This window comes from Streptomyces litmocidini (assembly GCF_014649755.1).
GTDB lineage: Bacteria > Actinomycetota > Actinomycetes > Streptomycetales > Streptomycetaceae > Streptomyces > Streptomyces litmocidini.
In genome coordinates, this window is the sequence record NZ_BMTQ01000010.1 from 262,891 (window position 1) to 276,679 (window position 13,789).

Annotated in this window: 15 protein-coding genes and 1 pseudogene; 7 read left to right on the top strand and 9 right to left on the bottom strand. The window is 74.6% G+C overall.

Features of this window, described 5'->3' with window-relative positions:
- Nucleotides 1-14: 14 nt before the first annotated feature.
- Nucleotides 15-917 carry a LysR family transcriptional regulator gene (locus IE180_RS22535; RefSeq protein WP_190158731.1) on the bottom strand — a complete coding sequence of 301 codons (903 nt, stop codon included), beginning with the start codon at nt 915-917 and terminating at the stop codon, nt 15-17.
- A gap of 93 nt (nt 918-1,010) precedes the next feature.
- On the opposite strand from IE180_RS22535, the gene IE180_RS22540 reads away from it, so the two are divergent.
- Complete coding sequence (locus IE180_RS22540) at nt 1,011-1,997, top strand: DMT family transporter (RefSeq protein WP_190158732.1); 987 nt, start codon at nt 1,011-1,013, stop codon at nt 1,995-1,997.
- Between the two features lie 181 nt (nt 1,998-2,178).
- Here IE180_RS22540 and IE180_RS22545 read toward each other — a convergent pair whose 3' ends face one another.
- The 3 genes from IE180_RS22545 to IE180_RS22555 all read right to left on the bottom strand — a co-directional run bounded on the left by IE180_RS22545 (nt 2,179) and on the right by IE180_RS22555 (nt 4,928).
- Nucleotides 2,179-2,499, bottom strand: coding sequence for a hypothetical protein (locus IE180_RS22545; RefSeq protein ID WP_229860748.1), 321 nt, complete (start codon nt 2,497-2,499; stop codon nt 2,179-2,181).
- A complete protein-coding gene (locus IE180_RS22550) occupies nt 2,496-3,359 on the bottom strand; it encodes an isocitrate lyase/PEP mutase family protein (protein WP_190158733.1) in 864 nt (287 codons plus the stop codon). Before IE180_RS22550 ends, IE180_RS22545 begins: the two co-directional genes overlap by 4 nt.
- A gap of 234 nt (nt 3,360-3,593) precedes the next feature.
- On the bottom strand, nt 3,594-4,928 hold the full coding sequence (locus IE180_RS22555; RefSeq protein WP_190158734.1) for an aminotransferase class I/II-fold pyridoxal phosphate-dependent enzyme: 1,335 nt from the start codon (nt 4,926-4,928) through the stop codon (nt 3,594-3,596).
- A gap of 35 nt (nt 4,929-4,963) precedes the next feature.
- Between IE180_RS22555 and IE180_RS22560 the strand changes: the two genes are divergently transcribed.
- Both IE180_RS22560 and IE180_RS22565 read left to right on the top strand, forming a co-directional pair.
- A complete protein-coding gene (locus IE180_RS22560; protein WP_190158735.1) occupies nt 4,964-5,635 on the top strand; it encodes a pyridoxamine 5'-phosphate oxidase family protein in 672 nt (223 codons plus the stop codon).
- 21 nt (nt 5,636-5,656) lie between these two features.
- On the top strand, nt 5,657-6,301 hold the full coding sequence (locus IE180_RS22565; protein WP_190158736.1) for an FMN-binding negative transcriptional regulator: 645 nt from the start codon (nt 5,657-5,659) through the stop codon (nt 6,299-6,301).
- Between the two features lie 151 nt (nt 6,302-6,452).
- Here IE180_RS22565 and IE180_RS22570 read toward each other — a convergent pair.
- The 3 genes and pseudogenes from IE180_RS22570 to IE180_RS22580 all read right to left on the bottom strand — a co-directional run.
- Nucleotides 6,453-6,986: pseudogene (locus IE180_RS22570) on the bottom strand (EamA family transporter); the annotation flags it as partial.
- A gap of 162 nt (nt 6,987-7,148) precedes the next feature.
- Nucleotides 7,149-8,204: an EamA family transporter gene (locus IE180_RS22575; RefSeq protein ID WP_190158737.1), complete on the bottom strand. Its 1,056-nt coding sequence runs from the start codon at nt 8,202-8,204 to the stop codon at nt 7,149-7,151.
- Between the two features lie 41 nt (nt 8,205-8,245).
- Complete coding sequence (locus IE180_RS22580; RefSeq protein WP_190158738.1) at nt 8,246-8,851, bottom strand: Clp protease N-terminal domain-containing protein; 606 nt, start codon at nt 8,849-8,851, stop codon at nt 8,246-8,248.
- 196 nt (nt 8,852-9,047) lie between these two features.
- Here IE180_RS22580 and IE180_RS22585 point away from each other — a divergent pair, with 196 nt between their 5' ends.
- Together IE180_RS22585 and IE180_RS22590 are read left to right on the top strand one after the other, a co-directional pair.
- Complete coding sequence (locus tag IE180_RS22585) at nt 9,048-9,272, top strand: hypothetical protein (protein ID WP_190158739.1); 225 nt, start codon at nt 9,048-9,050, stop codon at nt 9,270-9,272.
- Between the two features lie 69 nt (nt 9,273-9,341).
- Nucleotides 9,342-9,770, top strand: coding sequence for a type II toxin-antitoxin system Rv0910 family toxin (locus IE180_RS22590; RefSeq protein WP_190158740.1), 429 nt, complete (start codon nt 9,342-9,344; stop codon nt 9,768-9,770).
- An 88-nt stretch (nt 9,771-9,858) separates the two neighbouring features.
- Here the strand turns inward: IE180_RS22590 and IE180_RS22595 are convergent, their stop codons facing one another.
- Both IE180_RS22595 and IE180_RS22600 read right to left on the bottom strand, forming a co-directional pair.
- The gene (locus tag IE180_RS22595) at nt 9,859-10,476 is read right to left on the bottom strand and encodes a PadR family transcriptional regulator (protein WP_190158741.1); all 618 of its coding nucleotides are present in this window, start codon (nt 10,474-10,476) and stop codon (nt 9,859-9,861) included.
- Nucleotides 10,477-10,585: 109 nt separating this feature from the next.
- Nucleotides 10,586-11,788 (bottom strand): erythromycin esterase family protein, encoded by a 1,203-nt coding sequence (locus IE180_RS22600; RefSeq protein WP_190158742.1) that lies wholly within the window; start codon nt 11,786-11,788, stop codon nt 10,586-10,588.
- Between the two features lie 69 nt (nt 11,789-11,857).
- Between IE180_RS22600 and IE180_RS22605 the strand changes: the two genes are divergently transcribed.
- Nucleotides 11,858-12,589, top strand: coding sequence for a TioE family transcriptional regulator (locus IE180_RS22605; protein ID WP_190158743.1), 732 nt, complete (start codon nt 11,858-11,860; stop codon nt 12,587-12,589).
- 369 nt (nt 12,590-12,958) lie between these two features.
- Complete coding sequence (locus IE180_RS22610; protein ID WP_190158744.1) at nt 12,959-13,768, top strand: PhzF family phenazine biosynthesis protein; 810 nt, start codon at nt 12,959-12,961, stop codon at nt 13,766-13,768.
- The last annotated feature ends 21 nt before the right edge of the window (nt 13,769-13,789 follow it).

Here is a 13,789-nt window from a genome sequence, read left to right on the forward strand (position 1 = left end):
GGGCGGGCGGGGCCTCAGCTCGCCAGCGGCTCCGCCGCCGCCCGCAGCGCCGCGACGACCGCCCGCACGGAGGGGCGGCGTCCGGCGTCGGCGCGCCAGGTGGCGTAGATGTGGCGCCGCACCTTCTGCCGCACGGGGACGAAGGCGACCCCGTCCGGCACCGGCCGTCCGAGCCGGGGGGTGATGCACACCCCGAGCCCGGCCGCGACCAGGGCCAGCTGGGTGTGGTGCTCCCCCGCGAAGTGCCCGATGCGCGGCTCGATGCCCTGGGAGCGCAGCGTGAACATCAGCCAGTCGTGGCAGAACTCGCCCTCGGGCCAGGACACCCACTCCTCGTCGGCGAAGTCCTCCAGGCCCACCGCCTCCCGTCCGGCCAGCGGGTGGCCGGCGGGCAGGGCCACGTCGGCGGAGTCGTCGAGGAGGTGGGCACGCTCCAGACCGCCGGGGACGGGCGCCCGCTTGTTGCTCCAGTCCAGGACGATCGCCAGGTCCGCGTCACCGCGCAGGACCGCCCGCACCCCCGGCTCCGGCTCCAGTTCCGTCGTGCGGACGCGGAGTTCGGGGTGCCCCCCGCGCAGGGCGGCGAGGGCGGCCGGGAACAGTCCGCGCGCCGCCGTCGGGAAGGCGGCGAGCCGCACCTCGCCCACCACCCTTCCCCGCTGGGCCTCGATGTCGGCCTGCGCCATCTGGACCTGGGACAGGATCCGGGCGGCGTGCTCGGCGAGCAGCAGCCCGGCGTCGGTGAGCCGTACGCCCCGGCCGTTCTTGGCGAGCAGCTGCTGCCCGACCTCGCGCTCCAGCTTGGACAGCTGCTGGGAGACGGCCGAGGTGGTGACGTGCAGGCCGTCGGCCGCGCCGCTGACCGAGCCGTGCCGGGCGACGGCGTCGAGGGTGCGCAGGCGCTCCAGGTTCAGCATGTCCGCTCCAGGTTCGACATGTAAGCGATCCTAAGGGGAGGGGTCGAGGAATTCTCGCTTGTCCTAAGACGTCGTTCCGGTCACCCTGAGCGCATGAGCCCCGCAGCCCCCTCTCCGTCCTCCCCCCTCCTCGACTGGCGCGTCCGCTTCGGCGCCCTGGCCCTCATCTGGGGCTTCAGCTTCCTCTTCATCAAGGTCGGCACGGAGGGCTTCGCGCCCTTCCAGGTCACCTTCGGGCGCCTCCTGTTCGGCACGGCGGTGCTCGCCGCCGCGATCGCCGTCAAGCGCGACCGGCTGCCGCGCGGCGCCCGCGTCTGGGGTCACCTGGCGGTCGCGGCCTTCCTCCTCAACGCGCTGCCGTTCTCCCTCTTCGCGTACGCGGAGCTGACGATCCCCTCCACCCTGGCGGGCATCTGCAACGCGACGACGCCCCTGTGGGGCATGGTGCTCTCGCTGGTGGCGCTCTCCGAGGACCGCCCGACCCGGGTCCGCGCGGCCGGCCTGGGCATCGGCTTCGTCGGCGTGCTCACCGTGCTCGGCGCCTGGCAGGGCTTCTCCGGGCTCGACGTGACCGGCACGGCCCTGGCCCTGCTCGCCTCCTTCAGCTACGCGGTCGGCTGGATCTACGTCCGCAGGACCCTGAGCGGCACGGGCGTCTCGAACCTCTCGCTGGCCGGCTCCCAGGTCGGCCTGGCGACCCTGCAGCTGGCGGTGGTCACTCCCCTGTTCACCACGGTCCCGGAGTCCGTGGAACTCCTGCCGCTCCTCTCCGTGGTCGCGCTCGGCGCGCTCGGCACGGGGTACGCGATGCTGCTCCAGTACGGCGTCGTGGCGGAGGTCGGCCCGACGACGGCCTCGATGGTCACGTACTTCATCCCGGTGATCGCCACGGCGGCGGGCGTCGCCCTCCTGGACGAGCGCCTCACCTGGAACACCCCGGTGGGCGCCCTGGTGGTCCTGGCCGGCGCGGCCCTCACCCAGACCCGGGCCTCCCGCCGCGCGGCGCCGCCGACGACGACGGTCCCCCAGCCGGCCGCCGCGCCCGCCGGAACGCCTCCCAGGGCGGCGAGCCGCGCCTGAGGCCGTCGCCCGGGCGGCGGGGCGCGCGGGGACGGCCGGGCGCCTCCCCCCCTCCCGTCCCGCCCTCCGTCACGGAGAGGTCCGCAAGGTCGTCGGAGGACTCACCGCACGCGGACAGCGGGGCACGGGAACGGCCGGACACCACGAGGACGGTGTCCGGCCGTTCCGTTCCCCCGAAGCGTCAGCCGGCACCCTCGCGCACGCCGCCGAACAGCGCCTCCAGGGCGTCGACGGCACTGCCGTCGTGGTCACTGCCCGCCGTGCCGCTGCTGCCGTACTGGACGTTGGCCGTCCGGTCGATCTCCACGACGGAGTCGGCGTGGGAGTTGTCGATGACGGTGAGCAGGCCGCCTCCGGCCGCGGCCGGAGCGGCGCCCGCCGCCAGCAGGGCGACGGCCAGGCCGAGCGTCTTCAGCGGGGACCTGAGCGGCCCGCCGGCCGCCGCCTTCGGCACGGGCCCGGACGCCCCCTCCCCCCGCCGTCCGGGGATCACGGAGCTCACGCGCCGATCCGCTCGGGCACCGCGTGGTGGCGGGTGATGTTCCGCTCCAGGAGGCGGGTCGAGGCGGCGACGCCGACGCCGGACTCGGGGTCGAAGGACGGCAGCCGGCCGTCGTCCCGCTTCAGCTCGGCGAGCGCCGAGTCCATCGCCTCGTGCGCCGCGAAGAGACAGGGCGTGCTGTAGATCGCCACGTCCACGCCGAGATCGGAGAGCTCGCTCAGCGAGAGCCGCGGGGACTTGCCCCCGGCGATCTGGTTGAAGAGCAGCGGCTTGCCGTCGACCACCTCGCGGATCCGGTGGATCCACTCGACGCTCCGCACGCCGTCCACGAGCACCACGTCGGCGTCGGTGGCGGCCAGGCACTCGGCCCGCCGGAGGATGTCCGCCTCGTCGGTGGCGTCGGTGCGGGCCACCACGACCATGTCCCGGCGGGTGGCCAGGACCATCTCCAGCTTGGCCAGGTACTCCTCGAGCGGCAGCACCTGCTTGCCGTCCGCGTGGCCGCACCGGCGGGGCCTCTTCTGGTCCTCCAGGATCACGCCCGAGGCGCCGATGCGCTCCAGGCCCTCCACCACGTGACAGGCCACCTCGGGGTCGACGTAACCGTCGTCGATGTCCACGAGCAGGTGGTGGCGGGGGAACGCGCCGCGCAGCCGCTGCACGAACGCCACCATGTCCGGCCAGGCGATGAAGCCGATGTCCGGCAGCCCGTAGTACGAGGCGGCGAAGCCGAACCCGGAGACGAACATCCCGTCGTAGTGGTCGGCGGCGACGGAGGCCGAGTACATGTCGTACACGCCGATCAGCGGGGTCGTGCCCGGCGCCGCGACGGCCTCGCGCAACTTGTTCCCGTAGCTCAAGGTCTGACTCCTGGTCATCTCGGAAAACACGGAGAAGGTGCAGAACCGCCGCAACACGACGGAGCTTTACCAAAACCTGATGATTTCCTGAGACTGGACGGAACTCCGTCTTACGAGCGCTTTACTCACTCTCCAGGCCTAGCGCATTCACCGGAGAAACGTCACTCGGGTGAGGAACGGCCGTTCCGTGCGGGCCAGATGGGCCCGTCGCCCCCGTTCCCGGCACCGCCGTCCCTATCCGTAGCTCCGCGCCGGCGCCGGCCCCGCCGCCCCCGCCACCGCGTCCGCCAGTGCCTCGATCTCCGCGGCCGCGAGCCCGGAGACGGTGAGCCGGACGGCCGGCCCCGCGTCCGTCCGGAAGCGCGCGCCCGGCGCGACGGCCCACCCGGCGGCGAGGAGCCGGGCGACCGCGCCGGTCTCGTCGGAGACCGGCACCCAGACGTTCATGCCGCCCCGTCCGTGCGCCTCGACGCCGCGCCGCGCGAGGGCCCGCACGAGCCCGTCGCGCCGCTTCCCGTAGGCGCGCGCGACGACGGCCGGATCCACCGCGCCCGTGGCCCAGAGGTGCGCGACGGTCCGCTGGAGGAGCCTGCTGACCCAGCCGGGGCCGAGGCGCTGCCGCCCGAGCACCCGGTCGACGGTCTCGGCGTCGCCGGTGAAGGCGGCGATCCTCAGGTCGGGCCCGTACGCCTTGGCGACCGAGCGGACGAGCACCCAGTGGTCGGTGACGCCGGCCAGCGGGTGGAGGGGCTGCGCGACGATGCCGTGCCCGTGGTCGTCCTCGACGAGCAGCACGCCGGGGTGCGCCCCGAGGACCCGTCGCAGCTCCCGGGCGCGCTCCTCGGTGACGCAGGCGCCGGTGGGGTTCTGCGCCCGGTCGGTGACGATCACGGCCCGTGCCCCGTCCTGCCGGATCGCGCGTTCCACGGCCTCCGGGAGGGGCCCGTCGTCGTCCACGGCGACCGGCACCGGACGCAGTCCGAGCGCGGGCACGAGGTCGAGGAGGCTGCCCCAGCCCGGGTCCTCGACGGCGACGGCGTCGCCGGGCCTGAGGCGGGCGGCGAGCACCCGCTCGACGGCGTCGAGGGAGCCCGAGGCGACGCCGACGGGCCCGGCGGGCACGCCGTCCGCGTCGAAGGCGGCGCGCGCCAGGCGCCCGAACTCCTCGTCGACGGGAGCCTCTCCGTACATGCCGGGCCGCTCGGCGTACCGGCGGGCGACCTCCGCGAAGGCCTCGCCGAGGGGCGGGAGCAGGGCGGGGTCGGGACTGCCGTCGCTGACGTCCCGGACCCCGGCGGGCGCGTCCACGCGGATCGAGCCGCGCGCGGTCGTGGCGGGGCGCGGACGCACCCGGCTGCCGCGCCGGCCGTCCGTCTCGATGACCCCGCGCTCGCGCAGGGTGCGGTAGGCGGCGGCGACGGTGTTGGGGTTCACGCCGAGGGTGGTCGCCAACTCCCTCATGGGTGGCAGCAGTTGGCCGGGCCGGAGCGCACCCGTGCCCACTCCCCGCTCGACGCTGGCGGCGATGTCCGATGCGCGGCGGCCTTCGATCCGATACTCTCCTAGCACAAACATGATTATGCACTAGTGCAATGGAGACGGCAATGAGCACCACCCCGGAGACGTACGCGGCGACCGAGCGGACCGTGCCCACCCGCTCCCGTCACCGGGCCTCGTACGACAAGGACCTCGTGCGCTCGATACTCGACGAGGCCTACGTCTGCCACCTCGGCTTCGTCCGCGACGGCGCGCCGGTCGTCCTCCCGACGCTCTTCGGCCGGGTCGGCGAGCGCCTCTACGTCCACGGCTCCACCGGCTCGCGGCCGCTGCGCGCGGCCGGCGACGGCGTGACCGCCCCCGGACTGCCCGTCTGCCTGACCGTGACGCACGTCGACGGCCTCGTGCTCGCCCGCTCCGCGTTCCACCACTCGCTCAACTACCGCTCGGTCGTCGTCCACGGGACCGCCCGTCAGGTCACGGACCCCGAGGAGCTGCGGACCGCGCTCGACGCCCTCGTCGACCAGGTCGTCCCCGGCCGTTCCGCCGACTCGCGCCCCGGGAACGCCAAGGAGCTCGCCGCGACCTCCGTGATCCGGCTCGACCTGGACGAGGTCTCGGCGAAGGTCCGCACCGGCGGCCCCGACGACGACCCCGAGGACCTCGGCCTCCCGTACTGGTCCGGCGTCGTCCCCGTGCGGGGCGGCTACGGCACGCCCGTTCCGGCCGACGACCTCGACCCGTCCGTCGCCCTGCCCGGCTACCTCGCCTCGCTCTGACCCGGAGAGGACGGACCGACCGTGCTGATCCACCCCTGGGACGCCGCCCACCACGAGGGCGAGTGGCGCGACTGGCTCTCCCGGCACGACTTCGGCCAGCTCGCCGTCAACGGCCTGGACGGCGAGCCGCCGTGGGTGCAGCCCCTGCACTTCCGGTACGACGCCGAGCCCGGCCCGTACGGCCGGGCCCTGGCCCACCTGGCCCGGCCCAACCCCCTCTGGCACGCCCTGGAGGCGAATCCGACGGTGCTCCTGAGCGTGGTCGACGACTACGTCTACGTGCCGGGGCACTGGACGGCCCCCGAGGGCGCCCCGTCCGAGCACGGCACCCCGACCTCGTACTACGCGGCCGTCCAACTGCACTGCACCGCGCGCGTGGTCGACGATCCGGAGGAGAAGGCGGCGCTCCTCGACCGCCAGGTCGCCCACTTCCAGCCGGAGGGCGGCACGGCGACCGTCGCGCCGGGCGAGGCGCCGTTCGGCCGCATGCTGCCGGGGATCCGGGTGCTGAGCCTGGAGGTGACCGGCGTACGGGCGAAGTTCAAGTACGCGGGCAACAAGCCGCAGGAGGTCCAGGACCGCGTCTCGCGGCGGCTCGCCGAACGGGCCGGCCCCGGCGACCTGAACGCCCGCGCCCACCAGCTGCGCCGCCGCGCGGACGGATGACCGCGCCGGGGCGGAGCCACACGGGGTCCTCCCCGGACGACCGCACGGAGCGAGGCCGCGCCCGCCTCCCTCCGGGCGCCCGCCGGGGGCGGGGCCGTGCGGCCCCGCCCCCGGCAACGGCCTCCTACACCGCCACGGGCTCCCGCCTGCGGGCCTCCGCCGCCGTCCGCGCCACCGCGAGGGCGACACCGAGCGGCCGCACCCCCGCGGCTCCGCCGCCCGGGACGAGGACGATGAGCCCGGCGAGCGCTCCGGCGACGGCGGCGATCCCGCCGCGGCCGAGGCGCTCCCCCGTGGTGAGCCGGGCGCCGATCGCGATGAGGACGGGCCCCGCACCCAGGGTGACGACGGTGCCCACCGTGAGGCCGGTCGCCTCGACGGCAGCGAAGCAGGCGCTCTGGAAGACGGTGAGGCCGGTGCCCGTGCCGAGGACGCGGGCCGTCCGCCGGCCGCACGGTGCGGCGGACGTGCGGGCAGAGGAGCGCCGGGGCCGCAGCGCCAGCGCGCCCAGGAGCGGGGCGAGCCCGCCGACGCAGCGCCAGAAGGACAGGGTCGGCGGGCCCATGTCGCCGACCCGGAAGATCAGCGAGGCGGCGGCGCCGGCCGTCCCCCGGGCGATGCCGGCGACGACCAGGTAGAGGAGGCTCCGCCCGACGGACGGGGCGGATCCCGAGGAGTTCGACACCTGGGTCCTCCGTGGAAGACAGGAGGGAAGGGTGGTCGCTGGGCTCCGCGCGCGGGCAGCGACGAACCGCCCGGCGGCGAGGAGTCGCCCGCCCGGGTCCGGTCTTCGTCGAGGAGGGCCTCCGCGCGCTGGGCGGCGGGAGGCGGAAGCACGGTCGGCCCCCTACGGGGCGGTTCGCCCGGCCGACAACCGCGTGTCCCGCCCGGCGCCTGCCGCGCCGGAACCGGAACCGGGCTCAGGCTCGGACACGGCCCCCGCCCCGGCGTCGGCCCCGGACCCGGCGACCGGACCCGGCGCCGGTGCCTTCGGCGTCGAGGACTGGGCGATGAAGGCCCCGACCAGGACCACCGCGCCGCCGGCGATCTGCGGCGCGTCCAGGTGTTCGCCGAGCAGGATCCAGGCCAGGACGGTCGCGATGACCGCCTCCAGACAGGCCACGACGCCCGCCACCTGCGGGGAGAGCTTGCGCACCGAGATGACGCCGGTGACGTACGCGAGGACGGTGGCGATCAGCACGATCCAGCCGAGCAGCAGCCACGCGGGCACGCTCGTCCCGTCCATGTCGGCCCGCCCGGCGAGGACGCTCCAGTCCATGCCCCAGGGCCGGGCCACGACCGTGAGGACGAGCGCGCCGACGAGCAGCCCGTACGCGATGACACCGACCGGATCGGCCCGCTCGGCCCGCTCGGCCTCGTCGGCGCCCTGGTCGGAGAGGACGAAGTACCCGACCTGGCAGCAGGCGGCGGCGAGGGCCAGGAGCAGTCCGGCGAGGTCGAGGCTCAGCCCGGACCAGACCTGCACGACGCACGCGAGGCCACCGGCGGCGAGGACGACGCCGAGGGCGGCGGCGCGGGTGACGGGCCGGCGCTGGACGAAGCGGACCCAGCCGAGGACGAGGGCGGGGGCGAGGTACTCGATGAGCAGGGCGACGCCGACGGGGATGCGGGATATCGAGGCGAAGTAGAAGGCCTGGACCCCGGCGACGGCGAGCAGGCCGAAGCCCACGAGGAGGGCGGGTTTGCGGCGCAGGAGGTCCCGGTGGCGCCAGGCGACGGGCAGCATGACGAGCGCGGCACCGGCGACCCGGAGCCACACGACGTGGAGCGGGTCGAGTCCCGCCTCGATGAGCGGCTTGGCCGCCACTCCTGAACCACCGAATGCGAAGGCCGAGGCCAGGGCGAGTCCCAGGCCGGCGCTTCTCCCCTGAGACGCGTGCATCGGGCCATCATGACAGGACGCCATCAGGGGCGTAACCCCCGTTACACCTGTTGAGACGGCTCCTCCTCCAGAGCGGCGATCCGGGCGGTCAGCGCGGCCGGATCGACCCCCGCGCGGCGCAGCACCTCCACGGCGCGGCTCTCGGGATCGGCGGCGACGGCCACGAGCAGATCGACACCGCGGGCCCGTGGCTCGCCGCGCTCGGCGGCCCGCAGGAAGGCCCCTTCCAGGGCGGCGGCCGCGGCCGGGGACCACGGGGAGGGGCGGGCGTCCGGGGATTCCGCCCGGCGCGCGGCGGGCAGCAGGCGCCGGGCCGCCGACCCCTCCTCCGTCCGCTGCCAGCGCAGGCCGTAGCCGATGGAGCGCTGGACGAGGTAGCCGAGGACGCGGGCGAGCTGGTGGCCGCCCTCGAAGGCGGCGCCGACCTCGGGGTCGGACTCGACGAGCGAGTGCAGGAGGTGGGCGGTGTCGATCTGGCGGTCACCGTCCCGGAGCGCCCTGCGCCGCGCGCCCGACACGACAGCGGCCAGCGAGGGCGTCAGGTAGGGCGCGACCGCCGCGAGCGAGGGCGACGGGGAGGACGCGAGCTCCGCGCGCGGGGCGACGGACGGCGGGAGCGACTGGGAGCGCGGGACGGGATGGTGCACCCTCCCACCTCATCAGGCCGCGGCGTCCGGAGCATCACCGGGGAGAAGCATGTCCGCATCCCACCGGAGTTGGGCACGGGCGCGCGGTTCCTCCTCCTTACGGATGAGATCGCGCACATCGCCCCCGAGAGGCGCGCGCCGCCTTGCTTCGCGCCCCCCTTGCAACCACGGCCCCCCTCCCGCGCGTCCTCCGGTCGTGTTCTGGACGGTGGGCCTGCTCGCGCGTGACGGGCGACAGTACGTGTACCGGGTGTACGCACCCCGGGAGGCACTGCCGGCCGATCTGTTCTGGGCGGCCTTCCACTGCCACGAGGAGGACGGGGCGCCGCGGGCCTCCGACAGCTTCGACGCGGCGGAGATCCGGTGGGTCGGCGGCGGCAGGGGGCCGACGGCCGCAGAACTGACGGTTCATCAGTATTGAATGTTCACGGCCGCCCCGCTACGTTCCGCGACACCGGAACCCAGTTGGCACGCCTGAAGGGGTGGTCTCATGGCCGAAGTCAGCGCGGAGGCACGGATCGAGGCGCCGGCCGGAAGGGTCTGGGCGCGGCTCACGGACTTCTCCTCGTACGGCGAGTGGAACGCCACCCACACCAGCTTCCCGAACGGCGGGCCGGCCGCCCTGGAGACGGGCTCGACCTTCACGGAGAACATGAAGCTGATGGGCTTCCCCGCCGAGGTCCTGTGGACGGTCGAGGAGCTGGAGTCCGAGCGGGCGTTCGCCATCAGGGGCAGGGGCCCGATGGGGGTCGTCGTCGCCACCCGCTACTCGCTGGCGGCGGAGGGGGACGCCACGACGGTGCGGATCGACGGCGAGTTCACCGGCGCCGCGGTCTCCCTGATGGCGGGCAAGCTCAGGGACTCGGCGACGGCGGCACTGACCGAGTCCCTGAGCAAGCTCTCGGGCCTGGTGGCCTGAGCCGCGCGCACGGAACGGCGGAAGGGCCCCGCGACGGCCGTCGCGGGGCCCTTCCCGTGGCACGCGCCGGACTCAGCGCGCGCCCGGCTCAGTGCTCGTCGGCGAGGATCAGGTACAGCTTCTTGCGCGCCTCGTTGATCACGGCGACCGCCTTCTGCCGCTGTTCGGCGCTGCCGGTCTTCCAGACCTGTCCGAAGGCCTCCATCAGGCCGAAGCCGGCCTGCCGGATCTCGTTGACGGCTTCCCAGTCGACCCCGCGCCCGGCCTCTTCCCAAGGCGCCTCGGGGCCCTCCTCGGCCTCGGCGCGCCCGGTGTCGGTGAGCGTGAACAGCTTCTTGCCGCCCTCGGTCGCGCTGGTGATCAGCCCCTCGTCCTCCAGCAGCTGGAGGGTCGGGTAGACCGAGCCCGGACTGGGCTTCCACGCCCCGTCGCTGCGCTCGCCGATCTCCCTGATCATCTCGTAGCCGTGCATCGGGCGGTCCTTCAGGAGCGCCAGGATCGAGGCGCGCACGTCACCGCGCCGCGCCCGTCCCCGGCCGCCACCGCGCCCGGGCCCGAAGGGCCCGCCGAACGGTCCGCCGCGGAACCCGGGCCCGAACGGCCCGAACGCGGCGCGCCGCCCCTCGAATTCCCCCCGGGGCCCGGGGCCGCAGCCTCCACGACCGTGGCCGTGTCCGTTTCCGTACTCGTGTCCGTGTGAACGCATCGCAACGCTCCTTCCAGCGAGATTCCATCGTCGAACTGTCGCGATGCTTCAACGATATATCGGAACTGTTCGGCGAGCAATACCCGACAGGTCGGTCGCGAAGACGGGATCAGCGCCGCGGGACGTCCCTGACGAACACCAGGCCGTCGCAGGTCGCCAGATGCTCCGGGTCGAGCGGGGCGTAGCCGAACCAGGGGGACACGCGCGGCGCGGGCCGCCCGTCGCCCAGGGCGGCGGCCAGACGCCGGGCGTCCACGGCACAGCGCTCCTCCGGAAGGGCGTACAACAGCCCTTCCACGGTGTCCGCCGGCGGCACGTCCACCCCCTGGTGCCGGATCGTGCCGAGGGCCATGGCCACGAAGGCGTACTCCTCGCCGAGCTCGGCGGCGACCAGCGCGCCGGCGCTCCACCACTCCAGCCGCCGCCCGCCCATCCGCATCGAGCTCTTCTCCCGCTGGAGGTGGGCGTTGTGGCTGTGGACGAACGTCGGGCCCCGGTCGGCGAGCGCGAGGAGGTTCCGGGACATCATCCGGTCCCGGACGCCCGCCAGCCGGGCCAGGCGGCCCGGCGAGGTGTCGGCCATCCAGTGGTGGTAGCGCAGCAGACCGAGCGCCGTACGGCCGTACAGGCGGGCCCGCTCCCCTTCCTCCGCCGAACCCACCGCGATCAGGTACGGGCGCTGCTCGTCGAGCAGCGCCACCAGTTCGTCGGCGAGCAGCCGCAGGCGGGCGGCCTCGGCCGACCGCCCCACGGAGCGGGCCGGCTCCCTCATCGCGGCGGGATCGGTCCACCGGTCGTCGGTGCCGAGCAACTCGTCGAGCTGGTCCGCGGTACAGGGGAGCAGGTCCGCGTCCACCCGCGCCGCGAGGTGGCCGTGGAGTGCGGTGAGGGCCCGCCGGGGACTCGCGGCGCCGGCGATCTCCAACGGGCCGTCGAACCCGGCGAAACGGACCTGCTCGGACGCGGGGCGGCCCTCGTTGTGGGCGCGCATCCAGCGCACGAGTTCACGGTTGGCCTCGGAGGCGCCCCAACCGTGGCTGAATCCGTTCTCCATGACCTCGTCGAGGGTCCCGGTGCCCGACGTGACGTGGTCGTCCACGGCCAGGCCGTTCAGGCAGTCGGTCTCGAGCGCGATCGTCCGGTAGCCCTCCTCCTCGACGAGCTGCCGGAAGAGCTCGTTGCGCAGGTCGAGCAGGGCGTCCTCGCCGTGGGTGGGCTCGCCCAGGGCGAGCAGCCGGGGCCGGGCCGGGAGCAGCCCCATGAGGGCGGCGGCGTCGACGGCTCGGGCGTTGTCCTTGAGGTCAGTCACCATGCCTTCCACGCTATCGTTGAAGCTTCGGTGGAGACTTTCGTGTGATGACCCCGCGATATCGTCGGATCCATGGGAAAGAACCTTCAAACCGGAGGTCAGCTGAGGCCGGTCGACCTGGCCCGCGCGCACGGTCTGTCCACACAGGCGGTCAGGAACTACGAGGAGGCCGGGATCCTCCCCACCGCCGACCGCACCCCTTCCGGTTACCGCGCCTACACACCGCTGCACGCGGCGGCTCTGCGCGCGTTCCTGGCCCTGCTGCCCGGCCACGGGCACCCGACGGCGACGTCGATCATGCGGGCCGTCAACCGGGGCGCGGCCGAGGAGGCGTTCCGCCTGATCGACGAGAGCCACGCCCAGCTCCTCGACGACCGCCGGACCCTCCGGGCCGTGGAGGGCGCCCTCCGCGACCTGGACCCCACCACGGCACCCGGTCCGGCCGCGCCGCCCGGCCCCGGCGGCACGTTCATCGGACCGCTGGCCCGGCAGCTCGGCATCCGCCCCGCGACGCTCCGCGCATGGGAGCACGCCGGGCTCGTACGCCCGCGCCGCGACCCCCGGACCGGCTACCGCGTCTACGACGGGACCGCCGTGCGGGACGCCCGCATGACCCACCAACTCAGGCGGGGCGGCTACCTGTTGGAGCAGATCGCCCCGCTGATCGACCAGGTGCGGGCGGCCGGGGGCACCGAGCCGCTGGAGTCCGCGCTCGGTGAGTGGCACCGCCGCCTGTCGGCCCGCGGCCGCGCGATGCTGACCGGCGCCGCCGAACTGGAGGCGTACCTCCGCGTCCGGGAATGAGATCGCCCCGAACCGGCGGGCGGTGGCAGGGCCCACGCCGTGCCGACGCGCCCGCTCCTTCCCGGAGCCCGGGGCCCGGGGCCCGGGGAGGCGATCGGCCGGGGTGCCGGGGTCGTTCCCGCCCGGGGGCGGGAGGAGCGTGGTCGTGTCACCGACGTCCGGTCCGCGCCCGCCCGGCCGGGCCGGTGCGGTCGCGCCCGGCGGGTCCGCTCTCGCGACCGCCCCGGACGAGAGCACCGCTCCGGACGAGAGCACCACCCCGGACGAGAGCACCGCCACGGCCGTGCGCACGCCGGGCGGGAAGGATCGGTCCAGTTCTCCGCGATTGGCCTTGGTCCGCGGTTTTCCGCCCCCGGTACGGTCGGTGCCATGCGCATCCGAATCGTCGACGCCTTCACCGACCGGCCCTTCTCCGGCAACCCGGCCGGAGTCCTGCTCCTCGACTCCTTCCCCGACGACGCCTGGCTCCAGCAGGTCGCCGCCGAGGTCAACCTGTCCGAGACGGCCTTCGCCCACCCGCTGCCCGCCGGCGGCGAGGCCGACTGGGCCCTGCGCTGGTTCACCCCGACCACCGAGGTCGACATGTGCGGTCACGCCACCCTGGCCACGGCGCACGTCCTGCACACCACCGGCACCGCGAGCGGCACCGTCCGTTTCGCGGCCCGCTGCGGCGTCCTGATCACCACGGCCGAGGCCGACGGCACGATCACGATGGACTTCCCGACCTCCTCCCTCACCCCGTTCCCCGTCCCCGAGGGCCTGGAGAAGGCGCTCGGCGCCGAGATCGTCGCCGTCCACGACACGGCCGAACACATCGGCGACCTCGTCGTCGAGCTGCGCGACGAGGCCACCGTCCGCTCGCTCGCGCCGGACTTCGCCGCCCTGAAGGTCCTGTCGTCGCGCGGTGTCATCGTCACCGCCGCCGCCGAACGCCCGCACGACGGCTACGACTTCGTCTCGCGCGGCTTCTTCCCCGCCGTCGGCATCGACGAGGACCCGGTGACGGGCAGCGCGCACACCGCCCTCGCCCCGTACTGGTCGGCCAGGTTCGGCCGCGAGGAGCTCACCGGCTTCCAGGGCGGTGCCCGCACGGGTCTCGTCCGCACCCGTCTGAACGGCGGGCGCACCCTCCTGAACGGCCACGCCGTCACGGTCGTCGAGGGCGACCTGCGGGTCTGACGTACGGGAGGGGGTGTGCGG

Bases quoted from the DNA above. Each gene is read 5' to 3' on its own strand.
- IE180_RS22610 (WP_190158744.1), top strand. From the start codon at position 12,959: ATGCGCATCCGAATCGTCGACGCCTTCACCGACCGGCCCTTCTCCGGC.
- IE180_RS22535 (WP_190158731.1), bottom strand. From the start codon at position 917: ATGCTGAACCTGGAGCGCCTGCGCACCCTCGACGCCGTCGCCCGGCAC.
- IE180_RS22560 (WP_190158735.1), top strand. From the start codon at position 4,964: ATGAGCACCACCCCGGAGACGTACGCGGCGACCGAGCGGACCGTGCCC.
- IE180_RS22590 (WP_190158740.1), top strand. From the start codon at position 9,342: ATGGCCGAAGTCAGCGCGGAGGCACGGATCGAGGCGCCGGCCGGAAGG.
- IE180_RS22605 (WP_190158743.1), top strand. From the start codon at position 11,858: ATGGGAAAGAACCTTCAAACCGGAGGTCAGCTGAGGCCGGTCGACCTG.
- IE180_RS22540 (WP_190158732.1), top strand. From the start codon at position 1,011: ATGAGCCCCGCAGCCCCCTCTCCGTCCTCCCCCCTCCTCGACTGGCGC.
- IE180_RS22600 (WP_190158742.1), bottom strand. From the start codon at position 11,788: ATGGTGACTGACCTCAAGGACAACGCCCGAGCCGTCGACGCCGCCGCC.
- IE180_RS22595 (WP_190158741.1), bottom strand. From the start codon at position 10,476: ATGCGTTCACACGGACACGAGTACGGAAACGGACACGGCCACGGTCGT.
- IE180_RS22575 (WP_190158737.1), bottom strand. From the start codon at position 8,204: ATGCACGCGTCTCAGGGGAGAAGCGCCGGCCTGGGACTCGCCCTGGCC.